General features: G+C 40.8%; 27 protein-coding genes. 14 read left to right on the top strand and 13 right to left on the bottom strand.

Annotation, left to right across the window (positions count from 1 at the left end; all coding sequences use genetic code 11):
• Position 1: 1 nt before the first annotated feature.
• The 3 genes from H6779_04725 to H6779_04715 form a co-directional block, all read right to left on the bottom strand.
• Positions 2-1,162 carry an alpha,alpha-trehalase gene (locus tag H6779_04725; protein USN87678.1) on the bottom strand — a complete coding sequence of 387 codons (1,161 nt, stop codon included), beginning with the start codon at positions 1,160-1,162 and terminating at the stop codon, positions 2-4.
• Between the two features lie 35 nt (positions 1,163-1,197).
• A complete protein-coding gene (locus H6779_04720) occupies positions 1,198-1,995 on the bottom strand; it encodes an inositol monophosphatase (protein ID USN87677.1) in 798 nt (265 codons plus the stop codon).
• A gap of 76 nt (positions 1,996-2,071) precedes the next feature.
• Positions 2,072-3,112, bottom strand: a complete 1,041-nt coding sequence (locus H6779_04715) for a rhodanese-related sulfurtransferase (protein ID USN87676.1) — start codon at positions 3,110-3,112, stop codon at positions 2,072-2,074.
• A gap of 441 nt (positions 3,113-3,553) precedes the next feature.
• Between H6779_04715 and H6779_04710 the strand changes: the two genes are divergently transcribed.
• Positions 3,554-4,813 carry a hypothetical protein gene (locus H6779_04710; GenBank protein USN87675.1) on the top strand — a complete coding sequence of 420 codons (1,260 nt, stop codon included), beginning with the start codon at positions 3,554-3,556 and terminating at the stop codon, positions 4,811-4,813.
• 130 nt (positions 4,814-4,943) lie between these two features.
• Positions 4,944-5,786 carry a hypothetical protein gene (locus H6779_04705; GenBank protein USN87674.1) on the top strand — a complete coding sequence of 281 codons (843 nt, stop codon included), beginning with the start codon at positions 4,944-4,946 and terminating at the stop codon, positions 5,784-5,786.
• A gap of 59 nt (positions 5,787-5,845) precedes the next feature.
• On the opposite strand, the gene H6779_04700 is transcribed toward H6779_04705, so the two are convergent.
• The 9 genes from H6779_04700 to H6779_04660 form a co-directional block, all read right to left on the bottom strand.
• Positions 5,846-6,181 carry a hypothetical protein gene (locus H6779_04700; GenBank protein USN87673.1) on the bottom strand — a complete coding sequence of 112 codons (336 nt, stop codon included), beginning with the start codon at positions 6,179-6,181 and terminating at the stop codon, positions 5,846-5,848.
• Positions 6,182-6,287: 106 nt separating this feature from the next.
• Entirely contained in the window at positions 6,288-6,674 is a 387-nt protein-coding gene (locus tag H6779_04695; protein USN87672.1) for a hypothetical protein, read from the bottom strand.
• A gap of 114 nt (positions 6,675-6,788) precedes the next feature.
• The gene (locus H6779_04690) at positions 6,789-7,052 is read right to left on the bottom strand and encodes a hypothetical protein (GenBank protein ID USN87671.1); all 264 of its coding nucleotides are present in this window, start codon (positions 7,050-7,052) and stop codon (positions 6,789-6,791) included.
• A 20-nt stretch (positions 7,053-7,072) separates the two neighbouring features.
• Positions 7,073-7,450, bottom strand: a complete 378-nt coding sequence (locus H6779_04685) for a hypothetical protein (GenBank protein ID USN87670.1) — start codon at positions 7,448-7,450, stop codon at positions 7,073-7,075.
• Between the two features lie 9 nt (positions 7,451-7,459).
• Positions 7,460-8,761, bottom strand: a complete 1,302-nt coding sequence (locus H6779_04680; GenBank protein USN87669.1) for a carbohydrate ABC transporter substrate-binding protein — start codon at positions 8,759-8,761, stop codon at positions 7,460-7,462.
• Positions 8,758-9,303, bottom strand: a complete 546-nt coding sequence (locus H6779_04675; protein USN87668.1) for a methyltransferase domain-containing protein — start codon at positions 9,301-9,303, stop codon at positions 8,758-8,760. Before H6779_04675 ends, H6779_04680 begins: the two co-directional genes overlap by 4 nt.
• 105 nt (positions 9,304-9,408) lie before the next feature.
• Complete coding sequence (gene gyrA, locus H6779_04670) at positions 9,409-11,877, bottom strand: DNA gyrase subunit A (GenBank protein ID USN87667.1); 2,469 nt, start codon at positions 11,875-11,877, stop codon at positions 9,409-9,411.
• Positions 11,878-11,940: 63 nt separating this feature from the next.
• Complete coding sequence (locus H6779_04665) at positions 11,941-12,489, bottom strand: hypothetical protein (GenBank protein USN87666.1); 549 nt, start codon at positions 12,487-12,489, stop codon at positions 11,941-11,943.
• A 42-nt stretch (positions 12,490-12,531) separates the two neighbouring features.
• Positions 12,532-13,152 carry an MBL fold metallo-hydrolase gene (locus H6779_04660; GenBank protein USN87665.1) on the bottom strand — a complete coding sequence of 207 codons (621 nt, stop codon included), beginning with the start codon at positions 13,150-13,152 and terminating at the stop codon, positions 12,532-12,534.
• 121 nt (positions 13,153-13,273) lie between these two features.
• Here H6779_04660 and H6779_04655 point away from each other — a divergent pair, with 121 nt between their 5' ends.
• The 3 genes from H6779_04655 (at position 13,274) to H6779_04645 (ending at position 16,175) form a co-directional block, all read left to right on the top strand.
• A complete protein-coding gene (locus H6779_04655; protein USN87664.1) occupies positions 13,274-14,296 on the top strand; it encodes a transposase in 1,023 nt (340 codons plus the stop codon).
• A 94-nt stretch (positions 14,297-14,390) separates the two neighbouring features.
• Positions 14,391-14,789 (top strand): hypothetical protein, encoded by a 399-nt coding sequence (locus H6779_04650; GenBank protein ID USN87663.1) that lies wholly within the window; start codon positions 14,391-14,393, stop codon positions 14,787-14,789.
• Between the two features lie 273 nt (positions 14,790-15,062).
• The gene (locus H6779_04645; protein ID USN87662.1) at positions 15,063-16,175 is read left to right on the top strand and encodes a S1 RNA-binding domain-containing protein; all 1,113 of its coding nucleotides are present in this window, start codon (positions 15,063-15,065) and stop codon (positions 16,173-16,175) included.
• A 73-nt stretch (positions 16,176-16,248) separates the two neighbouring features.
• Here the strand turns inward: H6779_04645 and H6779_04640 are convergent, their stop codons facing one another.
• The gene (locus H6779_04640) at positions 16,249-16,851 is read right to left on the bottom strand and encodes an aminoacyl-tRNA hydrolase (GenBank protein ID USN87661.1); all 603 of its coding nucleotides are present in this window, start codon (positions 16,849-16,851) and stop codon (positions 16,249-16,251) included.
• A gap of 62 nt (positions 16,852-16,913) precedes the next feature.
• Between H6779_04640 and H6779_04635 the strand changes: the two genes are divergently transcribed.
• The 9 genes from H6779_04635 (at position 16,914) to H6779_04595 (ending at position 24,817) form a co-directional block, all read left to right on the top strand.
• On the top strand, positions 16,914-17,648 hold the full coding sequence (locus H6779_04635) for an ABC transporter ATP-binding protein (GenBank protein USN87660.1): 735 nt from the start codon (positions 16,914-16,916) through the stop codon (positions 17,646-17,648).
• A gap of 2 nt (positions 17,649-17,650) precedes the next feature.
• Entirely contained in the window at positions 17,651-18,418 is a 768-nt protein-coding gene (locus H6779_04630) for an ABC transporter permease (GenBank protein ID USN87659.1), read from the top strand.
• Between the two features lie 98 nt (positions 18,419-18,516).
• Positions 18,517-19,149 (top strand): signal peptidase I, encoded by a 633-nt coding sequence (gene lepB / locus H6779_04625; protein ID USN87658.1) that lies wholly within the window; start codon positions 18,517-18,519, stop codon positions 19,147-19,149.
• A gap of 9 nt (positions 19,150-19,158) precedes the next feature.
• Positions 19,159-20,328, top strand: a complete 1,170-nt coding sequence (locus H6779_04620; protein ID USN87657.1) for an ATP phosphoribosyltransferase regulatory subunit — start codon at positions 19,159-19,161, stop codon at positions 20,326-20,328.
• 157 nt (positions 20,329-20,485) lie between these two features.
• Positions 20,486-20,731 (top strand): 30S ribosomal protein S21, encoded by a 246-nt coding sequence (locus tag H6779_04615; GenBank protein USN87656.1) that lies wholly within the window; start codon positions 20,486-20,488, stop codon positions 20,729-20,731.
• A gap of 77 nt (positions 20,732-20,808) precedes the next feature.
• Positions 20,809-21,195, top strand: a complete 387-nt coding sequence (gene ybeY, locus H6779_04610; GenBank protein USN87655.1) for an rRNA maturation RNase YbeY — start codon at positions 20,809-20,811, stop codon at positions 21,193-21,195.
• A 12-nt stretch (positions 21,196-21,207) separates the two neighbouring features.
• Positions 21,208-22,377, top strand: a complete 1,170-nt coding sequence (gene ftsA / locus H6779_04605) for a cell division protein FtsA (GenBank protein ID USN87654.1) — start codon at positions 21,208-21,210, stop codon at positions 22,375-22,377.
• Between the two features lie 145 nt (positions 22,378-22,522).
• A complete protein-coding gene (gene ftsZ / locus H6779_04600) occupies positions 22,523-23,785 on the top strand; it encodes a cell division protein FtsZ (protein USN87653.1) in 1,263 nt (420 codons plus the stop codon).
• 105 nt (positions 23,786-23,890) lie between these two features.
• Positions 23,891-24,817, top strand: a complete 927-nt coding sequence (locus H6779_04595; protein ID USN87652.1) for an FAD-dependent oxidoreductase — start codon at positions 23,891-23,893, stop codon at positions 24,815-24,817.
• Positions 24,818-25,118: the final 301 nt, after the last annotated feature.

Here is a 25,118-nt window from a genome sequence, read left to right as displayed (position 1 = left end):
TTTACTTATCAAACTCCCCTACCAATTTCACAAACACCGCATCAGTCCAACCAAAACCTTCTTGAGTAGGATACCGACCACTCTTACCTACACCCACCGTCACTACATTATACTTCTCCCAAAAAGTACCGGTTTTATCAAAAACCTTGCGATTTGTTTCAAGCCATTTATCGGTCAGTCTTTTAGCCTCATCCTTAAAACCATAGTTTAAAAGACCTTTAATCACAATCCATTGTTGGTTAGCCCAGCCGTTGGGATAATCCCACTGCTTATAATCCCCAGCCAAGTTTTCTCTTTGCGTACTGGCTAACCCCCCTTCACATTCAAATACTTTAATATTTTCCAACATCTTCTTCGCCTGAGCTTTACTAGCCAAACCTGTCCACAAAGGATAAAAGCCAGAGATAGCCCAAAAATCACTTTGCCTCTTGTTTACATAATCATAATCAAAGAAAAAGCCCTTTTCATTATTCCACATTAGCTTATCTACAGTCTCTTTTCTATTTTTCGCTTTCTCTTTGTACTTAACCGCTTTATCCTTATCTTTTAGTATTTTGTACATTTGCGATAAATCATTTTCATATTTGTAGAGAAGACTATTTAAATCTACCGGCAAAAAGTCTAAACACCGTTTTTCAAAACGTGAAGTCATATCCCAACCGGACTCGTGCTCCGCAGTATCATCAGTATGTAAGTGATCACAATAACGAGACAAGCCTTTATGCACCTTGTGCACTCTTTTTCCATCAACCCAATATTTCAATTCTTTTTCCGCCACTTTAGCTACATATTCTAACCAAGCTTTGTCTTTGGTCTTCTCGTACACTGCCATAATCATAGAGCTCAAAAAAGGTGGTTGCGAGGTACCAAGGTTGTAGTAGCGATTACGTGACGGCACAATTCCAAAACGATTGCATAAATATACTAAGTTATTAGTCATACCCTTTGCCATTTCCACTTGGTCGGTTTCTAAAAGACCAAGAATTATAAAATAACTATCCCAATAGAACTGATCATTTTCATAAATTCCAGAAGCGGCCGAGGGAGCAATAAAAGGATTTGGTAAACCAAGGTGTATACCCTTATCCTCCGGTAAATAAAAAGTTAAGTCTTTTTGGTTTTCCTCAATATAGTCAAGATATTTTTTATATTTGGTCTTCATTGTTTTCATTATACAAGATAAGCAAGAGATGGAAATCAGTCTTTAAGGAGATCTAATATATCTTGGTGCGTTACTTTATTTGAAAACACCGCTCCTTTAAATGACTTTTTATAGTCCAACTTGTCACCAGAAAAAGAAGTTACCTTCCCACCAGCCTCCTCAGTAATCAAGTGTGCCGCTGCAACATCGTGAGTATTTATGTATTCACTAAGATAACCAACTAACCTCCCTGTAGCAACCAGGCAACCCTTATAAACAGCTCCATTTAGAGGAACAGTCTTTAAATTTCTAGATAATATATTATCCAAGTAGGAAAACTTGCTCTTCCTGATTTTACTCAAACTGTCAGCTATGGCAATAACCCCGTCTTCAAGCTTTCTATCCGAAACATATATCTTCGTATCATTGCAGTAAGCACCGCTATGTATAGTGGCATAATACAACCTATCCAAAAAAGGATCATACGCCACACCCACCACAGGCACACCGTCTTCTACTAAAGCCAGCGAAAACATACAGGTAGGGACTCCAGTAATAAAAGCCCATGTTCCGTCTATTGGGTCACAAATCCATCTGCGCCCCTCACCGTACTCAGCGGTACTCTCTTCCTCACCAACCACTCCATCCTCTGGAAATTTCTCAGACAAACTTTTAATTACCATTGAATTTATCTCTTTATCCGCAATAGTCACCGGAGATCCGTCCTCTTTTTTCTCTAGCTGTTGATCTCCATCAAAATACTTTCGCATTATCTCACCAGCCTCATATGCAATCCCTTTTGCCACTTCTAATTCTTTAGCCCACTTTTCTGTATCTGTACTTAAATTATTCATTCGCTCATTATAACGCATTATAAAAATACACCACCCCCCGAGGAAAGACCTCGGGGGTGGTGTATGAATAAAAATTTTAAACTGAGCGTAGGCGGGCTTTTTTGAATTGCTTACCGCGGAAGTATTGGTTGTAGTAGCGAGCAAAGGTTTTTTTGAAACCAGCTGGTAGTTTGTCGGTAACCTGACACCAACGAGAGCAATAACCGTCGTACTTTTCCATACAATCATCACAGCCCAAGTAGAGTACGTGACAAATCTGATTCTGGCAGTGATAGTGAGTATCACTTTTATTCTTTTGACAGAGATGACAATGTGAAATAACTTCGTCACCTATCCGCTCTCCGAGACGCTCGTCAAACACAAAGTTTTTACCTCGGAATTTATTTTCCAAACCTTCCTCTTCTACCTGGTGCTTGTAGTCAATAACTCCTCCCTTTAGATGCTTTACATTCTTGAAACCTTTGTGTTTTAGCCAGGCACTTGCCTTCTCACAGCGAATCCCTCCAGTACAGTACAGAGCCACTTTTTTATCCTTATGCTCAGCCAGGAGCTCTGGCGTAACCGCCAATTCTTCACGGAAAGTATCAACGTCTGGTGTAATTGCGCGGTCAAAGTGACCAATCTCACTTTCATAAGCATTGCGCATATCAATAATTACCGCATCTGGATCTTCTATGTATTCATTCATCTCTTTGGCGGTCAAATATTCTCCAGTGTTGGTTACATCAAAAGTTCCATCATCGAGACCATCTGCCACAATTTTTGGTCGTACTTTAATAGTGAGTTTATAGAAAGAAGAACTCTTTCCCTCTTCTACAGCTATCTTATATGGCACTCCAGTCAGCTCGGGTTGATCTTGTACCCATTTATCAAACTTGTACCAATTTTCGGTCGGTACATTCATCTGCGCATTGATACCCTCGTAAGCCACATAAACACGCCCCAAACAATCCAATTCTGACCATTTTTCGAGCAATCGTTCACGAAAGGCTTCAGGGTCAGCAATTTTTACATAGCGGTAAAAAGAGACGGTGGTACGCGGTCGCTTATCAGCCAACACCGCCTGACGCTTTTCTTCTCTCGAGCGTAAATCACGTTTGATAGATGTCTTTTTCATAGTTTCAATTTAAGTAGCAAAATGGTACCAGAGAGACCAACCAAGCGCAACTTAGCAACTGACACACATGACTAATTTATCTCTATAGAAAATAACCGAGGAACGACCTTTTCCCGTCGCTCATCGCTCCTCTTTAAGGTCGCCACTCCGTTATTGTCTTTACTTTTCTTGATTTTAGTTAGCACAGTTGACCTAATAAAGTCAGCCAAGGCCAAAAAAAACCATAGGGAGATTAGGTTAAGAGAAAATGAATATACGGTGCAAAACCTACGGTTTTGCACCCCCTTACACCTCCCACACCTCACACCAAACCACCTCCGCACGCAAATCCTTGATTTTTCATGTATTTTGTGGTATTGTATAAGTCGCAAAATTTTGTGTGATTAAACTGATTTTTTATCAGAATATTCACGTTTTCAGATCTTTAAAAAGGAGTTTGTCATGGAATGGATAATTGAATTCCTGATTATTTGGTATATAAAACTACCTATTTATGTAATCGGTGGCATCACTGTATTAGCAATGATTTTTGCTCCATACCTAAAAGCTGAACCTTATACTAAAGGGGAAGATGGTAGAATAATACCCAACGAGAAAAAGGGCTGGTATATAGGTTTTACACCCGGACTAGCCGTAATCTTAGTCAAAGATGATAGGCCTGTGATGTTTATAATGAACTACCAAGGCCACACATTGGGTGTTCCAAAGGAGGATGTTAGCGATCTACCTGACACACTTAAGGCAGGTAAAGAGTATAACGTAATTCCAGAGGATAATTATGGTATCACTTCCATATTTCCACTTCCTAAATGGGATATATACATGATCCCCTTTTTCACAGTGAGATATCTATGGTGGCTTAGTAAGGTTATAGTATTTAAAACAAACAGCATGATTTTCGCAGGACCCCCTCCATGGAGGGCTCCCAGGATCTATAAACTAGACTATTTGAAGTTAGAAAAAGGTGAAATAGTTCAATCTAGTGGCTACAGTAATCATTTAAGAGTTATGCCATTTGATGTCTTTGTGATAGTTCCTATTGTAGAGACGCGGGATAATGTTAAAATGAAAGTAACTATACACATCATAGCAAAAGTTACAAACCCATGGTTAGCAGCCTTTGCAGTATCACCAGGCGAAAGTTGGTATACAAGAATCTCTAGTTTAACACAAGGTATTGCTAGAAATTTTTACATGAGCAAAACATACCAAGAAACACTAATGTCAGAACATAAAACTGAACTTAGCGATGCGTTAATAGCCTTAGGTGACCAAGAAAAGCTCAAAGAAAGTCTAGCAAGAGGTGCCGAAAGCTTAAACTTCAAAAGTGAAAGTGGAGTTCCAATACTTAGGGAAATAGGCATGTATTTAGAATATGCAGCCATATATGACCAAGATATACTAGACCCAAAACTTGCTGAAGCTTTATCTGCCGTAGCTAAAGCAGAAGCAGATGCTAAAAGCCGTACAACTCAAGCTGAAGCTGAAGCTGAAGCAACAAAAAGGATTACAGAAGCCATAAAAACGGAAGAAGGTAAGATGGTATACCAAAGAGAGTCTACAATTCGTACAGTACAAGCTGCTCCAGAAGGTGCTATCGTTAGTATCAATACATCTGGTAAAGATAATAAAGATGAAGAAGCAGATACTATACGAAAAGCAATTTTGCTGGAAACAAAAAATAGAAATAAAAGTGGATAGATTCAATCTGCTATTTGACCGCTTTGACATTTAGTGTCAAAGCGGTTCTTTTATTTGACATTTATATATTTTTATGTATAATTTTAATAAATTGTTGTTTAATAATATTTTAATCAATTGGAGGTAAGAAATGGGCTATTGGCCAGAGATAGCAGCTGTTATTGTTCTCACAATAATAGTCATATATATTATCTACACACAACCCAATAACACAAGTGCCGTAAGTAACTCAACTAAGAACGTTGGGGTTTGGACAAAAAATAAACCCTATCTTCTACCAGAGTTTTTGGCACTTTTATTAATCGTAGTGTGGATTTTTTATGACGACATAAATATTTCTTCTTTATTATCTTTTTTTGGTGACTTTACCACTTCACAACCAGGTGCATACCTAAGCACATACTTAGGTGAATGGACAGGTACTGTACTATGGATACTGAAAATTGTCGTTGCTCTGTGGGTTATTTCCATCATCTACGGATGGTGGAAAAACAAAGGTTCTCTTTCGGTGAGTTGGGCTTTGTTCTGGGTTATCGTACTTGTACTATGTGGAATTATACTTAGTATAGCTTACTCCATTTATTACAAAGACAGCGGTGATAACAAAGAAACCGTCTCAATTGATACTGAGCCAGTTGTTTTTAAGTTTATCAACGGAAAAGATGGCGACACAGAAACTTACGCAGTACCTATCAACAAAATAGTGGAAGTTCGTGTACCAACTCCAGGACCAGAGCACATGAAAAGACGACCTAATGAGGTCTTGGCTTTTTGGGCATGCGATAAGGTATTGGAGCCTAAAAAATTGCCCTTTGAAGTTATGTTTGAACAAATAAACACGCCTCGAAGCCCAGTTATACAATGGCGCATCGCTCCAGACTCGTTTAGGAAATTAACCGACAACGGAACGATGTGGGTAAGACTACAGGTAACCCTGCGTTTGGGAAGCCTACACAAAAATCCATGTTCTTAGCAAACGGACCACCAACCAGATCAAGCATCAGGAAGGTGGTCCTTTTTTATACAAATACATTACTCAGTCTTAACCTTAAACACCTCTTCACAACCAGGTTGGAAGTTATCAGCGCAGTCGAGCTGCCTATTCATGCCAAAGGTATTAGAAGCTATCGACAGAAGTGTGTAGGCAGAAATCATAACAACCAACCCTATAATGCCATACATGATATGCTTCTTCCCTTCTGATCTGGCAGTTTCGTTGTTGCTATTAAATACATAAACAGCCAAGCCATAAATAAAAACCAAAAAGGCAATAGCTGACAAAAGAGCAATTAAAGGAAAAAGTATTATGTCATTGAGTTTATTGACGAAATCTCCTGTCTCTTCGGCTACTTTTTGTTGAGGTGACATAGACTAAATTATTGTACTACAAATCCCTCTGGTTTTAGACAGTTACACACAACAAAAGGCCCTAAGGGCCCTTTTGTTGTGTGTAATGCAAACACTAAACCAACTCTTACAACTCTAGAACAGTTGGTACAGACAGAATGTCGTTGTCCTGCAAACCTGTACTTTGTGTAAGCAAGTTAACAACACCCCAGAAGATGATGATAAGAACAAAGCCTAGAGTGGCCCAAATCATAAGACTCTTACCCTTTTCCTTAGATTCATCATTAGCACCACCAGCAATAAAGTATTGGAACATTCCCCAGACAAAGACTAAGAACCCAATACCAATGATGAATGGGATAAGAACAGCGTTCGTGAAAGTTAGAATGTTAGCCAATAGAAGCTCAAACGGACCGCCTGTACCATCTGTTGCTAAACCACCCTGCGCTGACGCAAAAGCTAATGGCAATGCAAACATAGCTGCAGAACTCGCGAATAATTTAAAACGTTGCATATATATAATTATTAATATTATCTAAAACTAATAAGACCTGGAAAAATTATAACCTTTTTTACTAATATTACTAGGTCAATTTCGTAAACTGTGTATAAAACTATAAGCACTAAATTAGATGCCAAAAAGAGATTGTCTTAACATCGCCACAATACCCCAAGTAGTCAATATCAAGACGAACACAATTACTGCTATAACGGCTAAAGTTTTACCTTCCTCTCGCTTCTTCTCATCACCAGCGTTAATTACCCAAGCATCAATTATCTTCCAAACTAAAAAAAGAAAAATAATTGCTAATATAGTGGGAATTAATATGTTTATTAGGCCTATAAATATATTTACTAATTCACTAAAAGTGGACGGAGGGGTTGTTGGCATAGGCTATGAAAATAAATTAACTATTGGAATGACAGGACTAGGTTTTTAATTATACCCGCAATCACTACCGCACCGATTATCAAAACCCCACCGATTATGGCGTAAGTGAGGGCTCTGGTCGCTTTTTGAGTCTGCTCTGCATTACCCTTAGCCGTTACATATAGAAAGCCAGCGTAGATGATAAAGAATATAACTATCGGGGTGGCAATAGTTATAACTATTTGTAATATCAGTTGTAATAACTCTTCAATAGAATCTACATTTAGAGGATTTTCTAAGGTAACTTGTGTAGCACCGACACCAGGCGCAGCCGCCTGAACATAAGTAACCTCCAGGAAGGAAGAAACAAATAACAATGCAGTAAATTTTATTCTATTTAGACTGATTATTGTTGACATAATACAAAATTAATAAATCTGCCGCAGACGAATATTAGTATCCCCCACCACACTGTTTATATCACGGCGATTTGCACTAATATCCTCCAAAGCTTTTGTAAACACATCATCTAAACGATCAAGATCGGGGTTAAGCCAAGCTTTGGTGTTAAATGCAGAACTATAAATAACCCGACCATAGACATCGTTACTACCTTGTTGCAGTAAACTACGGTGTACAGGCGCCAAGTTATTAGTGTCAGCTATGCGTTTGGCAAAAGCAGGCTGACTTAAAGTTTGTATTACTGAGTAAGCTCCAGCCTTGTTTGGCGCTGCCTTTAGTATAAAGAAGCCGTAATATTTACCATAAGTTCGCTTGTTACTTGCGTCTTGCGCCTGGGGAACTTCAGCTATATCGAAACTTAGGTTAGGGTTCTTTGCCTCCAGATCACGAGCTTCACTGCCGTAACCAAAATACAGAGCTAGATCCTCGCTTAAAAACATATCGCGATCAAGTGGTAAGGAGCGGTTCCAACTATACAGGGTATTATTTATATTGCTAAAATTACTATAAAAAGTAAGGGTGTTGGTAAACGCTCCGGTTGAACCATCTAAACGAATATTTAAATCTAATGTATACAAATTACCTTTCGGTATGGCAAACTTGCTACCAGCCTGAGCCAAAAGCATAGATATGACTGGAAAAGCATTTTTGACGTTATTAAAATCACCCATAGCGACGGTCGCTCGGTCAATGTTGCGATTGAAATCTCTCTCAGTTATAACTGGAGCTATATTATTTACCAAATCCTCCCATGTAGTAGGTGGGGTAAGAAACCCATTACTGGAAAATATATCTCGATTCCAATACATAACCAGTGGATCAACCGCAATCGGAAAACCGTATATACCATTATCTAGTGCAAAGACTGAGGCTCCATCAACATATAGGTTCCTAAAATCACGCTCAGGAAAAGTTTCATAAGATATAGGGAATAAGCGGTTTCTATGCTCAACCAATTTTTCGCTAGACATAAGCACCATATCGGGTGACTGTTGGTCAGCTAAGGCGTTCAACAACTCATTATCAAAATCCTCTTCACGTACATAACGATATGTAACGTTCCGATAAACATCATTCTGTCCAGCCAGGTCAAGTAATATCCTCTCAAATGTGTCTGCCGGTAAAGTACCCCAGACCGTTACTCCGGTGGTTAAGGCTGGATCCGTTGGTTCGTCACCAATATCATACGTTCGCAACAAAACTATTGAACCCAATAACAAAACTGCAAACACTATAATCAAACCTAATTCAAAAGGACGTAATTTCATAATTTTCTAAAAGTGACACCATAGTGATGGTCTCCGGCTGGAAATTCTGATTCCAACAAAAAACCATTGGCTTCTAAGAGAGCGACCGTATCATCTTTGGTAATCACATCATTTGGCTGTGGACCCAACCCGCCAAACGATTCCGACCAATCAATAATATGTAAAAGTCCGCCACGCTTTATGACTCGACTTATTTCGGCTATTGCTGCTTCTTTTTGCTCAAATTGAAATAACGTATTTACTAGAATACCAGCGTCCAGAGCATCGTCCGGTAACTTAATTCCCCCCTCTTCTTCCAGATCACACCACAAAGGATGGACATTGGGTAGATTGTTTATTCTGATGTATTCGCCTAATTTTTCAACTAATTGTTTTTGAATATCAATAGCATAGACCTTTCCGTCATCAACACTGTTGGACAAAATCTTAAGATAAAAACCACTACCGGCCCCAAAGTCAGCCACATTATCACCGGGCTTAATATTGAAATGAGTAGCCACTACCTCTGGCACTACAAAACGTCCTAGTGTAACAAAATTCATACTTGTGATTATTGTAATACATATAGAGACATAGGGAAATAGCTGGTTGTTGAGTAAAAAGGGCGGCACCTACGGTGCCGCCCTTTTTACTCAACAGTGCTCTATCTAAACAAACACCACACTAGCAATCGCGTCACCCTCGCGCATCTTCATTACCCGTACCCCTTGTGTCTGGCGTCCTAGAGTTGGCACGTCTTTGAGAGGCAATTTTATAACCTGTCCTTTTCGGCTCATAATCACCAATTCACCTTCCACTCTTTCTTCTTTACGCAAAACAATTCCAGCCACGATAAGGCCTGTCTTGTCGGTCACCTTAGCTGTCTTGATACCGGACCCGCCACGCTTTTGAACTTTATATTCTTTAGTAGGTGTAGTCTTACCGTAACCATGCTCAGTCACCATTAAAATCTCTGAATCCTTCTCCCCTTTCTTTATCACATCAGCTGACACGATAATATCACCTTTGCCGAGCTTCATTGCTGTTACACCAGCAGCGGTTCGCCCCATCTGACGAACATCAGATTCTTTAAAGCGAATTGATTGCCCCTTAAGTGTAACCAACGATAATTCATCACCCTTACCAACAAATTTTGTTGCAATCAATGAATCATCGTCCTTGAGAGTAATCGCAATCAAGCCACTTCGTCTCACATCTTTAAAGGCACCGGCGTCACTTTTCTTTACCACGCCGTTTTTCGTCGCCATAATTAGATTCCATTCACCAGCCCACTCGTCTTTACGTACCGGCAAAACAGAAGTGATGCGTTCATCAGCTGCCATGGATAGAAAGTTCATTATTGACTTACCTTTAGTAGCCCTGCGACCTTCAGGAATTTCGTACATTTTGCTCTGATAGACCTTACCTTTATCAGTAAAGAACAACAAATCACTATGAGTTGAAGTGGTGAGTAGTGTCGTAACAACATCCTCTTCTTTGGTATTTAAATCTACCACCCCAACCCCGCCACGCTTTTGCGTACGATATTCATCAGGATTAGTGCGTTTTACATACCCACCCGCAGTCAAAACCAATACACTCTCATCATCCGGAACCAGATCTTCCTGTGATAATTGTTTTACCCCGCCTTTAATAATCTTGGTTCGCCTATCATCCCCGTATTTGTCCGAAATTTCCATCAATTCGTCTTTGACTATCTTCATCATCCTAGCCTTACTTTTTAGGATTGCCTCAAGCTCCTTAATTAGTTTCTGAATAGCTTTTAGTTCATCCTCAATCTTCTTACGCTCCAGTCCAGCCAACTTTTGGAGTCGCATATCCAAAATAGCCTGTGCCTGAATAGCGGAAAACTTAAACTCTTTCATCAAAGCTGCGTGGGCAGTCGGCACATCTTTAGCCGCCCGTATCAATTTAATGATCTTATCAATATGATCCAAAGCCTTCTTTAAACCAAGCAAAATATGCTCACGATCCCGAGCCTTACCAAGATCATAGGCGGTACGACGGCGAATTACTTCAGCTCGATGCTTAACATATTCTTGAAGAATTGCTTTTAATGATAGGGTCTGTGGAATACCATCAACCAAGGCCACCATATTGTAGTGGAAAGTGTCTTCAAGCTGAGTGTGTTTGTAGAGTTTGTTTAGAACAGTTTGCGGCTGTGCTCCCGTCTTTAAATCAATCACTATTCTAATGTCAGAAGTCGACTCATCGCGCATATCGCGAATACCATCAATCTTCTTATCACGCACCAAATCAGCAATTTTAACCTGCAAATCAGCCTTATTTACACGATACGGGATAGAAGTAATCACGATTGAAAAGGCACCACGCTTATCTTCGACAATCTCCGCCTCTCCCCGCACCGTCACACCCCCTTTACCATTGGCATAAGCGTGCGCAATATCCTTTTGATTAAAGGCTACCGCTCCAACCGGGAAATCAGGACCCTTAATATGCTTCAAAAGATCATCAGTTGAAGCTTCAGGATCATCAATCAGATGAGCTACCGCACTTGCCACTTCACGGAGATTGTGCGGCGGAATATTAGTCGCCATACCCACCGCAATACCAAGCGATCCCATCAAAAGCAGGTTTGGTACCGCAGCCGGCAAAACTATTGGTTCTTTTTTAGTACCATCAAAGTTGGGTCGCCAATCGACAGTATCTTTTTCTAAATCACGAAGCATCTCCTCAGCCAACTTGGACATTTTAGCCTCCGTATAACGATAGGCTGCTGGAGAATCACCATCAATTGAACCAAAGTTTCCCTGTCCCAAAACCAGCGGATATCGGGTAGCAAAATCCTGAGCCAACTTAACCATTGCTTCGTACACTGAAGAGTCACCATGCGGATGAAAACTACCAAGCACATCTCCCACTACCGTAGCTGATTTTTTGAATTTAGCGCTAGCCGTAAGACCATTGAGACGCATTGAGTAGAGAATGCGACGATGTACCGGCTTAAGACCGTCACGCACATCAGGTAGTGCTCTCTGCGTGATCACCGACATAGCGTAATCGAGGTACGCATTCTCCATTTCACTGGTGATGTTTTGTGTCACAATCCCTCGTGGCGATTCTGGTGTTTCAGCAGCAATTGTCTTTTTCGGCATAAGTTAACTAAATTATAGCAGGAATATTAAACAATAAGAGAGTATAACATATCTTTTTCTACTCTAAAACGAACCTTCGGCTGGAGTAGTAGAGTTTGGAGTCTTCTGATTTTGATTACCAGAAGTGGTCATAATCTGCACTTCCCGATAGGCCGGCTGATTTACTGACTCATTTTTCACAGTTCCCGAACTGGAAGCTATCCCAGTCATGCTTGAAGTATTTGTAGCACTAGCTGCATATTCGTCGGCTTGTTCTGTTTTGGATCGAGCGATGTCCAAGTCTTCCTGATTTAGGGTTATATCGAGCTGATTGTCACCTGACTCAGCAGTAGACCGTTCTGCCACAACCTCTTCCTTGGCTTCACTAGTCTTAAAAGCTTCTTTAACATTCGCAAATTGCTCTTTTGACTGCTCAAGTAGATTATGAAACGGTGAATTACCTTCACTTTTAGCATATTCAGCGCTACTTACCATTCCTTGGTTGATCGAGGTCACAAACCACACCAGAGCTACCACACCGGTAAAGCTTGTAGCAATCGCTAAGGCGTAGTTACTCCTAACATGCTTAGGCTGCCTGCGCATATAACGAAAAAAACGAGCCAAGATAGACATAATCTAATATTTATACCACGCTAAACAACAATTCTATAGACCTTAAATCTTAAAAGTCACAACTTCCCCTTCCATCGCCGAAACATCCTTTTTCTTAATCGTGAGTTTTTCGACCGGCTTGACTCCTTCGGCACCAATTTCTTTCAAAAAGGCTTTGAGAGCGGTCTGATCATAATGCATCGGTATTATGAGCTTTGCCTCGAGCTTAACCGCCAACTTTGACGCCTGCGGCACATCCAAAACATCACCGCCACCAATCGGTACAAATAAGACATCAACATCACCTAGTTCGCCGAGAATTTTCGGATCAATTTCAGCTACACTCAAGGCTCCCAGAAAAACAATATTTATATCCTCCAACCGCACCTGATAAATAACGTTGTATCTATCCACTTTTTCATAAACAGTCTTGGTACCAAAACCTCTTGCAGTTACATTACCAAACTCGTATTCACCTGGACCATTTACGACAAATGGTTCTTTGCTACCATGAGTAACTTGGTCAACGCCGTTAAAATTTGGATGGTTAAGAGAAACAAAGGCTATATCTGAACCAAACTTAACCGGCGATAATTTGGATTTCTTGGATATTGGGTCAAAAGCTAAAGTTGTATCGCCAAACGAAACTTTAAAGCACTGCCCTCCGTGATGTGTAATTACCATAGTGCCACTATCATACTAGACTAGTGAATTTTGGCAAAGAAATATAATAAAAATTAGTCAGATAAAGATATTTTTATCTGAATAATCTCACATACATATGAGACTCCTTAAATAAGGAGTAATGAGAATACATAACATTTTAAGGAACACCAGAGGGTTTGCCAAAGCGGCTGATAGTGCTCTAAAGTGGCAGACAATGAAAAACAAACAGGAGGTCGAAAGAAGAGTTAAAATACTCACGTTTTGGCAAAAACATGGTACTAATACCACCAAAGATGCTTTTGGCGTATCTAGACCAACTTTATTTAGATGGCAAAAAGAACTAAATGATAGTAATGGTAATATCCAAGCCCTAGACCCCAAGAGTACTGCTCCTAAGAAACGAAGAGTGAGACAGATATCACCACCACTAGAGCAAGCTATTATCAACTGGCGTACTAAGCGACCACGGATTGGTGGGAAAAAGCTGGTACCGCTATTGAAGAAGGAAGGATTCAAGGTGTCAGTTTCCTATGTTAATCGCTGTATCAGTGATCTTAAAGAACTAGGTAGACTACCGAATCCAGTTAAGCTCTCTTGGTACGCTAAGAGTGGTACACACAAAGAACAAAGAAAAACCAAGGTTAAAAAACAAAGAAGACCACAAAAACAAGGTTTGGAGATAGACACTATCGTGAGACACATAGATGGCACTAAACGGTACATACTCACCGCCATAGACATAGAAAGACGGTTTGCTTACGCTCGTACTTATACCAGTCATTCTTCAAATAGTGCTCGAGACTTTCTAAAACAACTTATACACTATACCCCTTTTAGTATAGATGAGATACAGACTGATAATGGTTCAGAATTCGCTAAATACTTCCACGAAGCTTGTTTAACTCTTAACATCAACCATTATCACACTTATCCACGTTGTCCTAAGATGAATGCCTATATAGAGCGATTCAATCGTACCGTTCAAGAAGAACACATTATTTATCACCGATCCCTGCTTCGAGATAGTATTCCTGACTTCAATGATTCACTGAATGAATGGTTGTATTGGTATAACCATGAGAGACCGCATGAAGGACTGGGTCTTTTGTCGCCCATGGAGTATTATAGAGAACATTATGAGATAGAGTCTCAAAGGTGGTGAGATCGTACATTATCTTGACATATATAATCATTATATGTATAATGCAAAAGCATGACCATCCGGCATGCCTACCTCCACATTACAGGAGATTACCATGAGTAAAATAGATGTTTTTTCTACCCTAGTTGCTGGCGAAATTGTTTTCGAAAAACAAATAAGTAAAGAATTAGTAATTCAAATGGCTCAATTGTTAAATAATCACCTCAGTGGCTCAAAACAGAACCTTGAGGTTCAAAAGGCTGGTGATCAGGGAAATTACAGAATTGTCTTATCCTACCTAGTTCCACACAAACGTAGAATTTCACTAGGATTTTTTAACACTACAGAAGAATTACCACATCTTTCGAATGATCAATTTCAAGATTGGGTTAATAACATACTGAGCTTGTTACGCAGAAGTCTTGGTACAGATCAGGATAGACGCTACGCAGACGGAATCCCTAATGGAGTCAAATACTGGAGTATCACAGATGACGTGACTAGTCTGACGTAATTTTACCCAAGACATTTATCAGAGACTTTTGCAGTAGTAATTGCAAAAGTCTCTTTTATCTTTATATATTTAAGCTAGACATAAAACACTTTTCATACTATATTAGTCGAACCTTTTTGAGGTAATTATTAGTGTCTAACGGCACACGTTTAACCCTGTACTCAAGAACACGGCATGGGCATAGGCACGAAAAATCAAAGATTTTTCGTGCCTATGCCCTCTCGAGAACCGGTTGTACAGACGCGCGTCGTCGGAATAATTTAAAAAATTAAAATGTCAGATAGCACAATCACTGCTACCAGCACCGACACCGGTGTAATGCAGTCACTTATTAGCAATATTCCTACCGCTCCAAAAGAAGGGCAGCTAGTTGAAGGAACAGTTTCAGCGATTGGTCGCGCCAGGGTTTATGTTGACTTGCCACCTTTCGGTACCGGTCTTATCTTCGGTCGCGAGTACATGAACGCCCGAGACGTACTACGCAAAGTATCAATCGGCGACACTATAGCAGCTAAGGTGGTAACTCCAGAAAACGAGGATGGATACATCGAACTATCACTTAAGGAGGCTCGTCAAGCCCTAATCTGGGCTGACGCCGAAGAAGCAGTTAAGCGCGGTACCGTTATGAGTCTTGAGGTAAAAGAAGCAAACAAAGGTGGCCTTATCATCGACTGGCAAGGTATCCAAGGCTTTTTACCTGCCTCACAGCTTTCAGCCGACAACTATCCACGAGTATCTGACGGTGACAAGGACAAAATCCTAAGTTCACTTAACAATCTAGTTGGTAAGCATTTGAGCGTAGTAATGATCACTGCTGACCAAAAGGAACACAAGCTAATCTTCTCAGAAAAAGGTCTGCAAGAAAAAGAAGAGAAGGAAGAAAAAGTTGGTAAATATGAAGTGGGAGATGTCCTAACCGGTGAAGTAACAGGAGCCGTAGACTTCGGTATCTTTGTGAAAGTTGAGCAGGGCCTTGAAGGTCTAGTACACATCTCTGAGCTAGATTGGGGCTTAGTTGAAGACACTCGCACCCTATACAAAGTCGGAGACAAGGTAAAAGTGAAAGTAATAGAGGTAAAGGATGACAAGATTTCACTTTCCATCAAGCAACTACGCGAAAACCCATGGGCAGAAGCTAGCAAGAAGTTCAAAAAAGACCAGGTTGTCGAGGCGGTTGTTATCAAATACAACAAACACGGTGCTCTGGCTTCTATCGAAGAAGGTGTGGCTGGCTTGGTACACGTATCAGAGTTTGAAAACGAAGCCGCTCTAAAAAGCGCTCTATCACTTGGTAACGTGTACAAATTCAAGATCACTTTGTTTGAACCAAATGAACAAAAGATGACTTTGTCATACAAGGAAGCTAATACTGACGAGACTGCGTAGTAAATGCAGTAATCAGAGTAACAAAACACCCCGCGCCTACGGCGCAGGGTGTTTTGTTCCATATATCCTTACATCAATTAACCTCATTCATCGCCTTTTCTACCCCGCTTTCTATAATTATTTTCAAAGCAGTGTAAGCTTTTTCCTTCACTCCTTCTATTTTTTCAGCTTCCTTTTTACTAAACTCCTTCAACACAAACTTTGGCAAAGCTCCACCGGTAGGACGTTTTGGTTTACCAGTCCAGAAGCTAACCGGAGCAATACCAACCCTCACCCTCACAAAATCCTTACTCCCAAGCAAACCGATTATCGATTTTATTCCATTATGCCCACCGTCGCCCTTCCCAACTGAAACCTTTACCTCTCCAACTGCTAAATCAATATCATCATAAACAACCACCAGCTTGTCTATTTCTGCTTTCGACACCAGCTTTTTGACTGCTGTACCAGAATTATTCATAAAGGTTTCTGGGTACAAAAGTGTTACCTCCTTACCGCCTATAAACCCGTTTGAAATTCGTCCCGCCACCGCAGAATTAGAAACAGGACTTGATAGACCTGTCTTGGTAATAAAGTAATCCAATACCAACCACCCGACATTATGACGGGTCATTTCATACTTTTCTCCTGGATTTCCTAAACCAACGATGTAGTGCATATTTGAATTATTGTACATGAAACCAGAGTTAAAGCCATGATTATTTATTCATATTAAGTTATGTTATTCTTATCAATATTATGTCAGAACCTATTCTCAAAATAGAAAACTTAGTCAAAACCTACGGCCAAGGTGACAAAGCCAAGCTGGCGGTAGATAATATCTCCCTTAGTATCCCAAAAGGTAGTTTTTTTGGTCTTTTGGGGCCAAATGGCGCCGGCAAAAGTACCACCATTCACTGTATCACCGGCATCTCTCAACCTACTTCCGGGCAAATATTTGTTGACGGTACCGATGTGGTAAAAGAATACAAACTAGCGCGTACCAAAGTCGGACTTTCACCTCAAGAGTTCAATGTCGACATCTTCTCCACCCCTGCCGAACTAATGGACTTTATGGGTGGCTACTACGGTATAGATAAAAGCACCAGACAAGCACGAATCGACGAACTTATCAAACAATTCGACCTTGAAGAACACCGCAACGTACGCTTTCAGAAGTTATCGGGCGGATTAAAGCGTCGCACTATGCTCGGACGGGCCTTAGTTCACTTACCACAACTCTTGATACTCGACGAACCAACCGCTGGTGTCGACATCAAGCAGCGTCACGACCTCTGGGCGTACCTGAAAGAAATAAACGAAAAAGGTACCACTATCATCTTAACTTCACACTACCTAGAAGAAATAGAGTACCTTTGTAACGACATCGCTATCATCAATCACGGAAAGATAGTCGCTCACGACACTAAAGAAAACTTCATCAAAAACGGACAAAAGCTGGAAGACGCTTATTTAAAAATCACTAAAGAATAATTATGAAAACAAATTGGATTGGTCTTTTCACTATGTTTGAGCGCGAGGTAAAGCGTACTTTTCGGGTAGCTATCCAAACCCTAGCTGCACCAGTGATTTCCGCTGCCTTATATATATTCATCTTTGGCCTCGTGATCGGTTCACAGATTACTGAAATTGCCGGAGTTTCGTACATTGCTTTTGTATTTCCTGGTATTTTGATGCTGTCTGTCATTAACTCCGCTTTTGCTAGCTCTTCTTCCTCACTTTACTTTATGCGCTTTACTCGCGGCATTGAAGAGATTCTAATCACCCCTTTTTCATACCTCGAAATGCTAATTGGTTTTGTTGGTAGTGCCATTACTCGTGCTATTTTAGTATCGTTTCTTATTCTTGCAGTTGGCTTTATTTTTGGTGCCGTTACCCTTCTTCATCCTGTCTTATTTATTTTATATGTCAGTGCCATTGCCGCTATTTTTGCTATGCTCGGTATCATTGTGGCGCTCTGGGCTGAAAACTTTGAGCAACTACAAGTTCTTAATACTTTCGTTATCACTCCCCTTACTTATCTCGGGGGAATTTTCTACTCTATTACATTTCTGCCAGAAACCGCCGCTACCATGACCGAACTAAATCCCTTCTTTTATTTTGCCGACGCAGTGCGCTATAGCATGATTGGTGTTAGCGAAGCTAACACCAATATTGGTATCGTTATAATCGCTGGATTAGTTCTTGGACTTGGAATTTTGGTTACTCAACTCTTTAAAAGAGGTTGGAAAATTAGGTCATGATTTTAAAAAGCCCCGCGCCTACGGCGCGGGGCTTTTTAAAATCATGAAAAATTTGTTTTTAATTTTTCATTAAAGTATAATAGTAAAAAATTTCGCGTATGAACCCATCACCACAAAACGAAACTAACAAAAATCCTGAATCTAATAACCAAACCACCGAAATTGTACATAAGGAAAATCCATTTGTTGAAATTGTCAGATTTTCCGTAATTGCCCTACTGATCGTCATCCCAATCAGAATGTTTATTGCTCAGCCTTTCATAGTTTCCGGTGCCTCGATGGAACAAACTTTTCATACTGGAGAATACTTAATAATTGACCAAGTCAGCTACTACCTACACGAACCAGACCGCGGTGACGTAATCGTCTTTCGTTACCCTAGGGACCCATCAAAATTCTTTATCAAAAGAGTGATCGGGTTACCAGGTGAAACAGTAGTAATTGACGGTTCAACGGTAACCATAAAAAACAAAGACTACCCTGAAGGCTTTGTCCTAAATGAACCTTATATCAAGTCTATGCGTGATCCAAACTCTCTAACAGAAGAATTGGGACCAAGAGAGTATTTTGTTATGGGAGACAACCGTGACGAAAGCTCTGATTCAAGAATGTGGGGTGTCCTGCAGGAAGAAAGGATTATTGGTAAAGCCTTTCTCAGACTTTTTCCACCTAGCACAGCTAGTATTTTCCCAGGCGCAGTTGATGATGATGTAATTAATAATTCCCATTAAAACTCTCTTATGAAGTATTCACCTACAGAATTCCTAAAAGTTGCCACCAACACAGCTGAACATTTTGGTTTCCGTACGGCTGATAGCTTCAAAAATAATCCTTTGTGTAAAAACTGCAATACTTCATTGTCCCACAACATATCCGATGACGAAAGATATTCAGATGCTAGCAACGGCTTGTTAACTAATTCTATCGCTACTTTTTGCGAAAAAAATCTCTACGCACTTGATGCTCCTGTCCTACTCTACTCTTTAGACCAACCCTTTAACTCAGAAGACACAACTGTCTCTTTTAACATATTTAATGTACCCAAGAGCATCGCTGAAGCAATACTGATTCAAACCAGCCGTTCACTAATGCAAGAACTGGGCCATGGAGATGCAACCGTCCGTATTAATTCACTCGGCGACAACGAATCAATCACTAGATACAACCGTGAACTAACTAATTTCCTAAAAAAACGCCTTGATGTCATGCCGGCCACCGCCCGCGAACTAATGAAAGTCCACCCTTTTAAATCACTAGTTCAACTAATTGAAGAAGATCACGAATTGGCTTATAAATCACCAAAACCACTTGAGTTTCTGAGTGACCAGAGCCGCAAACACTTCCGTGAGATCATTGAATACCTAGACATGACCGAAACTCCTTACGAAATTGACCCAATGATGCTTAGTGACCACGAATATTATTCAGATGCCCTTTTTGCTATAGGAGATGTCGAAAATGCAGACAACGAATCACAAAAACTATCCGTACACGGCGGACGTTATGATGAATTTGTCTTTCGTAAGCTAAAAAATCGTATACCAGCAGTAGGTACTATTATTACCCTCAAAAGCCCGACCAAGACCCCTTCCCGTCTACCTAAGAGCAAAAAAACCAGTCCTGATGTTTATGTGGTTCAACTTGGATTTGGACCCAAGGTACGCAGCTTGATGATAATTGACGAATTACGTCGCGCCGGTATACCGGTTCAACATGATTTGTCCAGCGACTCTCTATCTACCCAACTACGCGAAGCGGAGGCGCGTGGTGTAAAATATTCAATTATAATCGGCCAAAAGGAATTTATAGAACAAACCGTGATTCTACGCAACATGCAAGATCGTAATCAAGAGAATATCTCTACCGACCAAATGATTAGGAAACTTAAGCGTCAACTGGTTACTAGTTAGTTTAAATATACAAAAGCAGGGGTTCGCTTCGCGAACCCCTGCTTTTGTAACGAAAATATGTTTTTCACCCGAAATTCTAACGAAAAACAGAGCAAATTTGAGGTGCGAGTTAACAACTTGCGGTTTCCTCAGCTAAATGTTATGCTCTTTCCCACATATGGCAACAAACGTTCAAGTTGAAAAAAATAACAACGAAAGCAGCGCAAATGTTATTCGCCGCTTTACCAAGCGAGTACAAGGGGCTGGTATAGTACCAAAAGTACGCTCTGGCCGTTATTACAGCCGCATCAAGAGTCGAAACGTGCAGCGCATGGCTAAGTTGAAAAAATTGATAAAGAAGGAAACTTACGAAAGTCTACTTAAGCTTGGAAAGATTCCAGAGCAAAAGTCATACCGTCGCTAAGTCCAACCCACAAACAAAAAGCTTTCTCTACCAGAGGAGGCTTTTTGTTTGCCGTTTACTATGCGATACTATAGGTTATGAGTACTGACACTTATTCAATCACCTCAACTATCAAGCATTACCCCTCGTTCCCTTATCAAAATATAAAAGAAGCCATTCTTGGCAAAAAATACACCCTTTCTCTTACTTTTGTTGGTGAGAAACGAGCGCAACAACTAAATATTAATTATCGAAAAAAAGACTATGTTCCCAATGTCTTATCTTTTCCTTTAGATGAAAATAATGGCGAAATATTCATTTGTCCTAAAATAGCCAATAAAGAAGCTTGGCAGTACAATCTCACCAAAGATGGCTATATTGCTTTTTTGTTTATCCACGGTCTATTACATTTGAAAGGATATGACCATGGGGTTAAAATGGAACAACTTGAAAAACGCTACATGAAGCGGTTTGATATAGTGTAGTTATTATTTTGTATGGCTGAGCAAATTATCACAGGTATAGATGTAGGGACCTACCACATAAAGGTGGCTATTGCTCGCCTACCCAAACACACCAAGAGTAATCCGATTCCAGAGATCATTGGTACTGGTTATGCCGAAAGTCGTGGACTAAAAAGCGGCTACATCATGCAGCCGGATGATGTTTCAAGAAGTATCAAAAGCGCTATCTCTCAAGCTGAAAAAATGGCAGGAGTGATTGTCAAAAAAGCTCACGTAGCTATCGGCAGCATTGGTTTGGAAGAGGTCTATTCACGTGGTGAAATCATACCGGCTCGGGCCGACTCCGAAATAACCTCTACCGACTTAGACAAAGTCATGCAAGATAGCGAAGACCGTATTAGCGACCATATTCCAAACCGAAAGATCCTTCACAACATTCCTCTCCGCTACACTGTTGATGGAACAGAGGTCTTGGGCAGACCCCAAGGTATGCGTGGCACCAAATTAGAGGTTGATACACTTTTTATCACTACCTACGAACAACATGTAAACGATTTAATCTCTGCAATCGAAAGTATCGGAGTCTACGTTGAAGATGTCATCGCCTCACCACTAGCAACCAGTTTTGTTCTCTTAAGCAAAACCCAAAAACGAGCCGGGTGCATCTTAGTCAATATCGGCTCTGAAACCACTTCTCTTGTTGTCTTTGAAGACTCCACCCCAATCTCGCTAAAAATATTCCCCGTTGGCTCCACTGACATCACCAACGATATTGCTCTTGGTCTGAAGGTTCCGATTGAAGAAGCCGAAAAAATAAAACGAGGCAATCTAACCAACGCCACTTTCTCAAAAAAAAGATTGGACGAAATCATTCAATCTAGACTACAAAATATTTTTGCTCTAATTGATAACCATTTAAAGAAAATCAAACGAGATGGCCTTCTGCCAGCCGGTGTGATTCTGACTGGAGGTGGCTCAAGTACTTCTGGTATTGTAGATGTGGCCAAAAATAGCCTGTCTTTACCAGCCCGCACTGCCACCTTAGAAATCGGTAAACATACAAAAGTCAAAGATGCCTCTTGGGCGGTAACCTATGGCCTTTGCATGTGGGGAGCTAGTGACACACCAGACAATAGCACCGTTGGTATCGTGAAGCAGACCAAGAAAAGTTTGTTTGCTTGGCTCAATCAATTCCTCCCATAAAATATTTTTTTAAATTGTCAATCACATAAATATCAGTTTAGTCAATATCGTGACAGATGCGATTGTACACTGTATGATACATACATCATATTATTCGTGTGCTCTAGAGTGGGTACGAGTATGAGGTAACGTATTAAAAAATTTTATGGAACAAATTAAATCAGACGTAGAATCATTTGCACGAATCCGCGTAGTCGGTGTTGGAGGTTCTGGTAAAAATGCCGTAAACCACATGGTGGCATCAAAAGTAAAAGGAGTTGAGTTTATCGCCATCAATAGTGACGCTCAAGATCTTCACCACTCACTCGCAAAGAAAAAGATTCACATTGGGAAAAACCTGACTCGTGGTCTAGGTGCTGGGGGTAATCCTGACATGGGACGCCGAGCCGCTGAAGAAACTCGGGAAGAGATTGCCAATGCTATCAAGGGCTCTGACATGATCTTTATTACTGGTGGTATGGGTGGTGGTACCGGTACCGGAGCCGCCCCGGTAGTAGCAAAAATTGCTCGTGAAAGTGGCGCACTGACTGTTGGTGTCGTGACCAAACCATTCCTCTTTGAAGGCCAGGAGCGTATGCGTTTGGCTCTTCAAGGTATCGAAGAACTCAAAAAAGAAGTCGACGCTCTTATCACCATTCCTAATGATCGTCTTCTTGCTATTGTTGATCGTGAGACTACGGTAAGGAACGCATTTGAGCAATGTGACAACATTCTTAAACAGGCGGTTGAAGGTATCTCTGACCTTATCACTATGCCGGGTATTATTAACGTTGACTTTGCCGATATTCGCAGTGTTATGGAAAATGCCGGTTCAGCCTTGATGGGAGTTGGTATCTCAAGCGGTGAAAAGAGATCTGAGGAAGCTGCTCGCGCCGCTATCAACTCTCCTCTTCTAGAAGTCTCAATTAATGGAGCCAAGGGTGTACTCTTTGCTATTGCCGGCGGTGATGATCTAGCCATGCTTGAGATTCAGGATGCGGCCAGAGTAATTACTGAATCAATAGACCCACAAGCTCGTGTTATTTTTGGAGCAATCAAAGACGATAAACTAAAGAAAAATGAGCTCAAGGTAACAGTAATCGCTACCGGCTTCCCGGAAGAGATGCTTTCTCCTTCAAACACTATCTCTAGACGAGCCCCAGTTGCTGCGCCAGTAGCCACCGAAAAACCAGTCGAACCAGAACCAGCCGCCGCTCCGATTGAATCTAATAAAGGTAGGATATTTAACTCATTGTCAGTCCCGCGCAAGACTGAAGATGATAGTATCAACGAAACACCAATCTCTGCCCCTAGCAAAAATGTAGAAATTCCAAAGCGTGATCCAAAACCAGTTGACCCGATTGATGAAGACGATGACGGTGACTGGGGAGCTGTCCCAGCTTTCCTCCGTCGTTCAAAGCTAAAATAGTCTAAATGTAGCTATTGACTTATAAACGCGCCGCTAAAGCGGCGCGTTTTATTTTTATCTTATCTATAGTAAACTAACCTTTACATTACAAAAATAATTTCAGATATGTTCGAACTTACAATTATCGGTGGTGGACCAGCCGGCATCGCTGCCGGCGTCTACGCTTCACGCAAACAACTAAAGACTTTATTTATTACCAAAGAATGGGGAGGTCAAAGTATTGTCTCAGAAGATATTCAAAACTGGATAGGAACTCCTTCTATAAGCGGTGCAGATTTAGCCCAAAATTTCAAAGAACATCTCACTAAATACGCCGGCGAGTACGTAGACATCAAAGCCGGTTCGTTGGTCACAGAAATTACCAAGCCTGACGATGGAAGCTTTTCTATTACTCTTGATAACGGTGAGACTCACCAGACCAAGGCTATACTAATCGCCTCCGGCTCAAAGCGAAGACAACTACCAGCTTTCGATGCAGATAAATTTGAACACAAGGGTCTAACCTACTGCGCCTCTTGTGACGGACCGCTATTTTCCAGCCGAGACGTAGCTGTGATTGGTGGTGGTAATGCTGCTTTTGAAACTGCAGCTCAACTTCTAGCCTATGCCAAAAGTGTTACCCTATTACAACGCAGCGAAAACTATAAGGCTGACCCGGTGACAGTCGAAAAAGTTCTTTCCCACCCCAACATGACCGGACTTACCAATGTAGAGGTTGAAAAAGTAAACGGTGATAACTTTGTGTCTGGATTAACTTACAAAGACAAAACTTCCGGTGAGAGCAAAAACCTAGAAGTGGCTGGAATTTTTGTTGAGATCGGAATGATACCAAACACTGATTATTTAGACGGTCTGGTAGAACTTGATGAATTCAAGCGAGTTATTATCGACCCATGGACTCAGCAAACCAAGACTCCTGGCATCTGGGCCGCTGGTGACTGTACCACTATTCTCTACCACCAAAACAATATCGCCGCTGGAGACGCTGTACGCGCTTTAGAGGATATTTATGTTAACTTACGTGCTAAATAGCCACCTTCCCTGCTAAACTTCACAATACACACAAAAAGCGTCTCAGAGAGACGCTTTTTGCTTTGTACAACGTAGAGTTTTGGTCTGTGCGCTTTGCTCGTTTATCGAGCGTTGTATAGAGATACACCACCACCGCACAAACCTAATACTAGCTTCTCACACTCATTCCTGGTGTCAATAACCAACTAATAGCCTTATTTATAGGCTTTCTGTGTATAAAGCTGTGTAAAAGTACTGGATATGTCTGTCTATAACTTATGTATAAACCAGGTAAAACCAGTGCTTAACCTGTCAAAATAAA

Source organism: Candidatus Nomurabacteria bacterium, from assembly GCA_023898525.1.
Lineage (GTDB): Bacteria > Patescibacteriota > Minisyncoccia > Phycocordibacterales > UBA918 > OLB19.
This window is presented reverse-complemented; position numbering and strand designations above follow the sequence as displayed.

Excerpts from the sequence above, each read along its gene's own strand:
- H6779_04725 (USN87678.1), bottom strand. The coding sequence starts at position 1,162 with ATGAAGACCAAATATAAAAAATATCTTGACTATATTGAGGAAAACCAA.
- H6779_04720 (USN87677.1), bottom strand. The coding sequence starts at position 1,995 with ATGAATAATTTAAGTACAGATACAGAAAAGTGGGCTAAAGAATTAGAA.
- H6779_04715 (USN87676.1), bottom strand. The coding sequence starts at position 3,112 with ATGAAAAAGACATCTATCAAACGTGATTTACGCTCGAGAGAAGAAAAG.
- H6779_04710 (USN87675.1), top strand. The coding sequence starts at position 3,554 with ATGGAATGGATAATTGAATTCCTGATTATTTGGTATATAAAACTACCT.
- H6779_04705 (USN87674.1), top strand. The coding sequence starts at position 4,944 with ATGGGCTATTGGCCAGAGATAGCAGCTGTTATTGTTCTCACAATAATA.
- H6779_04700 (USN87673.1), bottom strand. The coding sequence starts at position 6,181 with ATGTCACCTCAACAAAAAGTAGCCGAAGAGACAGGAGATTTCGTCAAT.
- H6779_04695 (USN87672.1), bottom strand. The coding sequence starts at position 6,674 with ATGCAACGTTTTAAATTATTCGCGAGTTCTGCAGCTATGTTTGCATTG.
- H6779_04690 (USN87671.1), bottom strand. The coding sequence starts at position 7,052 with ATGCCAACAACCCCTCCGTCCACTTTTAGTGAATTAGTAAATATATTT.
- H6779_04685 (USN87670.1), bottom strand. The coding sequence starts at position 7,450 with ATGTCAACAATAATCAGTCTAAATAGAATAAAATTTACTGCATTGTTA.
- H6779_04680 (USN87669.1), bottom strand. The coding sequence starts at position 8,761 with ATGAAATTACGTCCTTTTGAATTAGGTTTGATTATAGTGTTTGCAGTT.
- H6779_04675 (USN87668.1), bottom strand. The coding sequence starts at position 9,303 with ATGAATTTTGTTACACTAGGACGTTTTGTAGTGCCAGAGGTAGTGGCT.
- gyrA (USN87667.1), bottom strand. The coding sequence starts at position 11,877 with ATGCCGAAAAAGACAATTGCTGCTGAAACACCAGAATCGCCACGAGGG.
- H6779_04665 (USN87666.1), bottom strand. The coding sequence starts at position 12,489 with ATGTCTATCTTGGCTCGTTTTTTTCGTTATATGCGCAGGCAGCCTAAG.
- H6779_04660 (USN87665.1), bottom strand. The coding sequence starts at position 13,152 with ATGGTAATTACACATCACGGAGGGCAGTGCTTTAAAGTTTCGTTTGGC.
- H6779_04655 (USN87664.1), top strand. The coding sequence starts at position 13,274 with ATGAGAATACATAACATTTTAAGGAACACCAGAGGGTTTGCCAAAGCG.
- H6779_04650 (USN87663.1), top strand. The coding sequence starts at position 14,391 with ATGAGTAAAATAGATGTTTTTTCTACCCTAGTTGCTGGCGAAATTGTT.
- H6779_04645 (USN87662.1), top strand. The coding sequence starts at position 15,063 with ATGTCAGATAGCACAATCACTGCTACCAGCACCGACACCGGTGTAATG.
- H6779_04640 (USN87661.1), bottom strand. The coding sequence starts at position 16,851 with ATGTACAATAATTCAAATATGCACTACATCGTTGGTTTAGGAAATCCA.
- H6779_04635 (USN87660.1), top strand. The coding sequence starts at position 16,914 with ATGTCAGAACCTATTCTCAAAATAGAAAACTTAGTCAAAACCTACGGC.
- H6779_04630 (USN87659.1), top strand. The coding sequence starts at position 17,651 with ATGAAAACAAATTGGATTGGTCTTTTCACTATGTTTGAGCGCGAGGTA.
- lepB (USN87658.1), top strand. The coding sequence starts at position 18,517 with ATGAACCCATCACCACAAAACGAAACTAACAAAAATCCTGAATCTAAT.
- H6779_04620 (USN87657.1), top strand. The coding sequence starts at position 19,159 with ATGAAGTATTCACCTACAGAATTCCTAAAAGTTGCCACCAACACAGCT.
- H6779_04615 (USN87656.1), top strand. The coding sequence starts at position 20,486 with ATGGCAACAAACGTTCAAGTTGAAAAAAATAACAACGAAAGCAGCGCA.
- ybeY (USN87655.1), top strand. The coding sequence starts at position 20,809 with ATGAGTACTGACACTTATTCAATCACCTCAACTATCAAGCATTACCCC.
- ftsA (USN87654.1), top strand. The coding sequence starts at position 21,208 with ATGGCTGAGCAAATTATCACAGGTATAGATGTAGGGACCTACCACATA.
- ftsZ (USN87653.1), top strand. The coding sequence starts at position 22,523 with ATGGAACAAATTAAATCAGACGTAGAATCATTTGCACGAATCCGCGTA.
- H6779_04595 (USN87652.1), top strand. The coding sequence starts at position 23,891 with ATGTTCGAACTTACAATTATCGGTGGTGGACCAGCCGGCATCGCTGCC.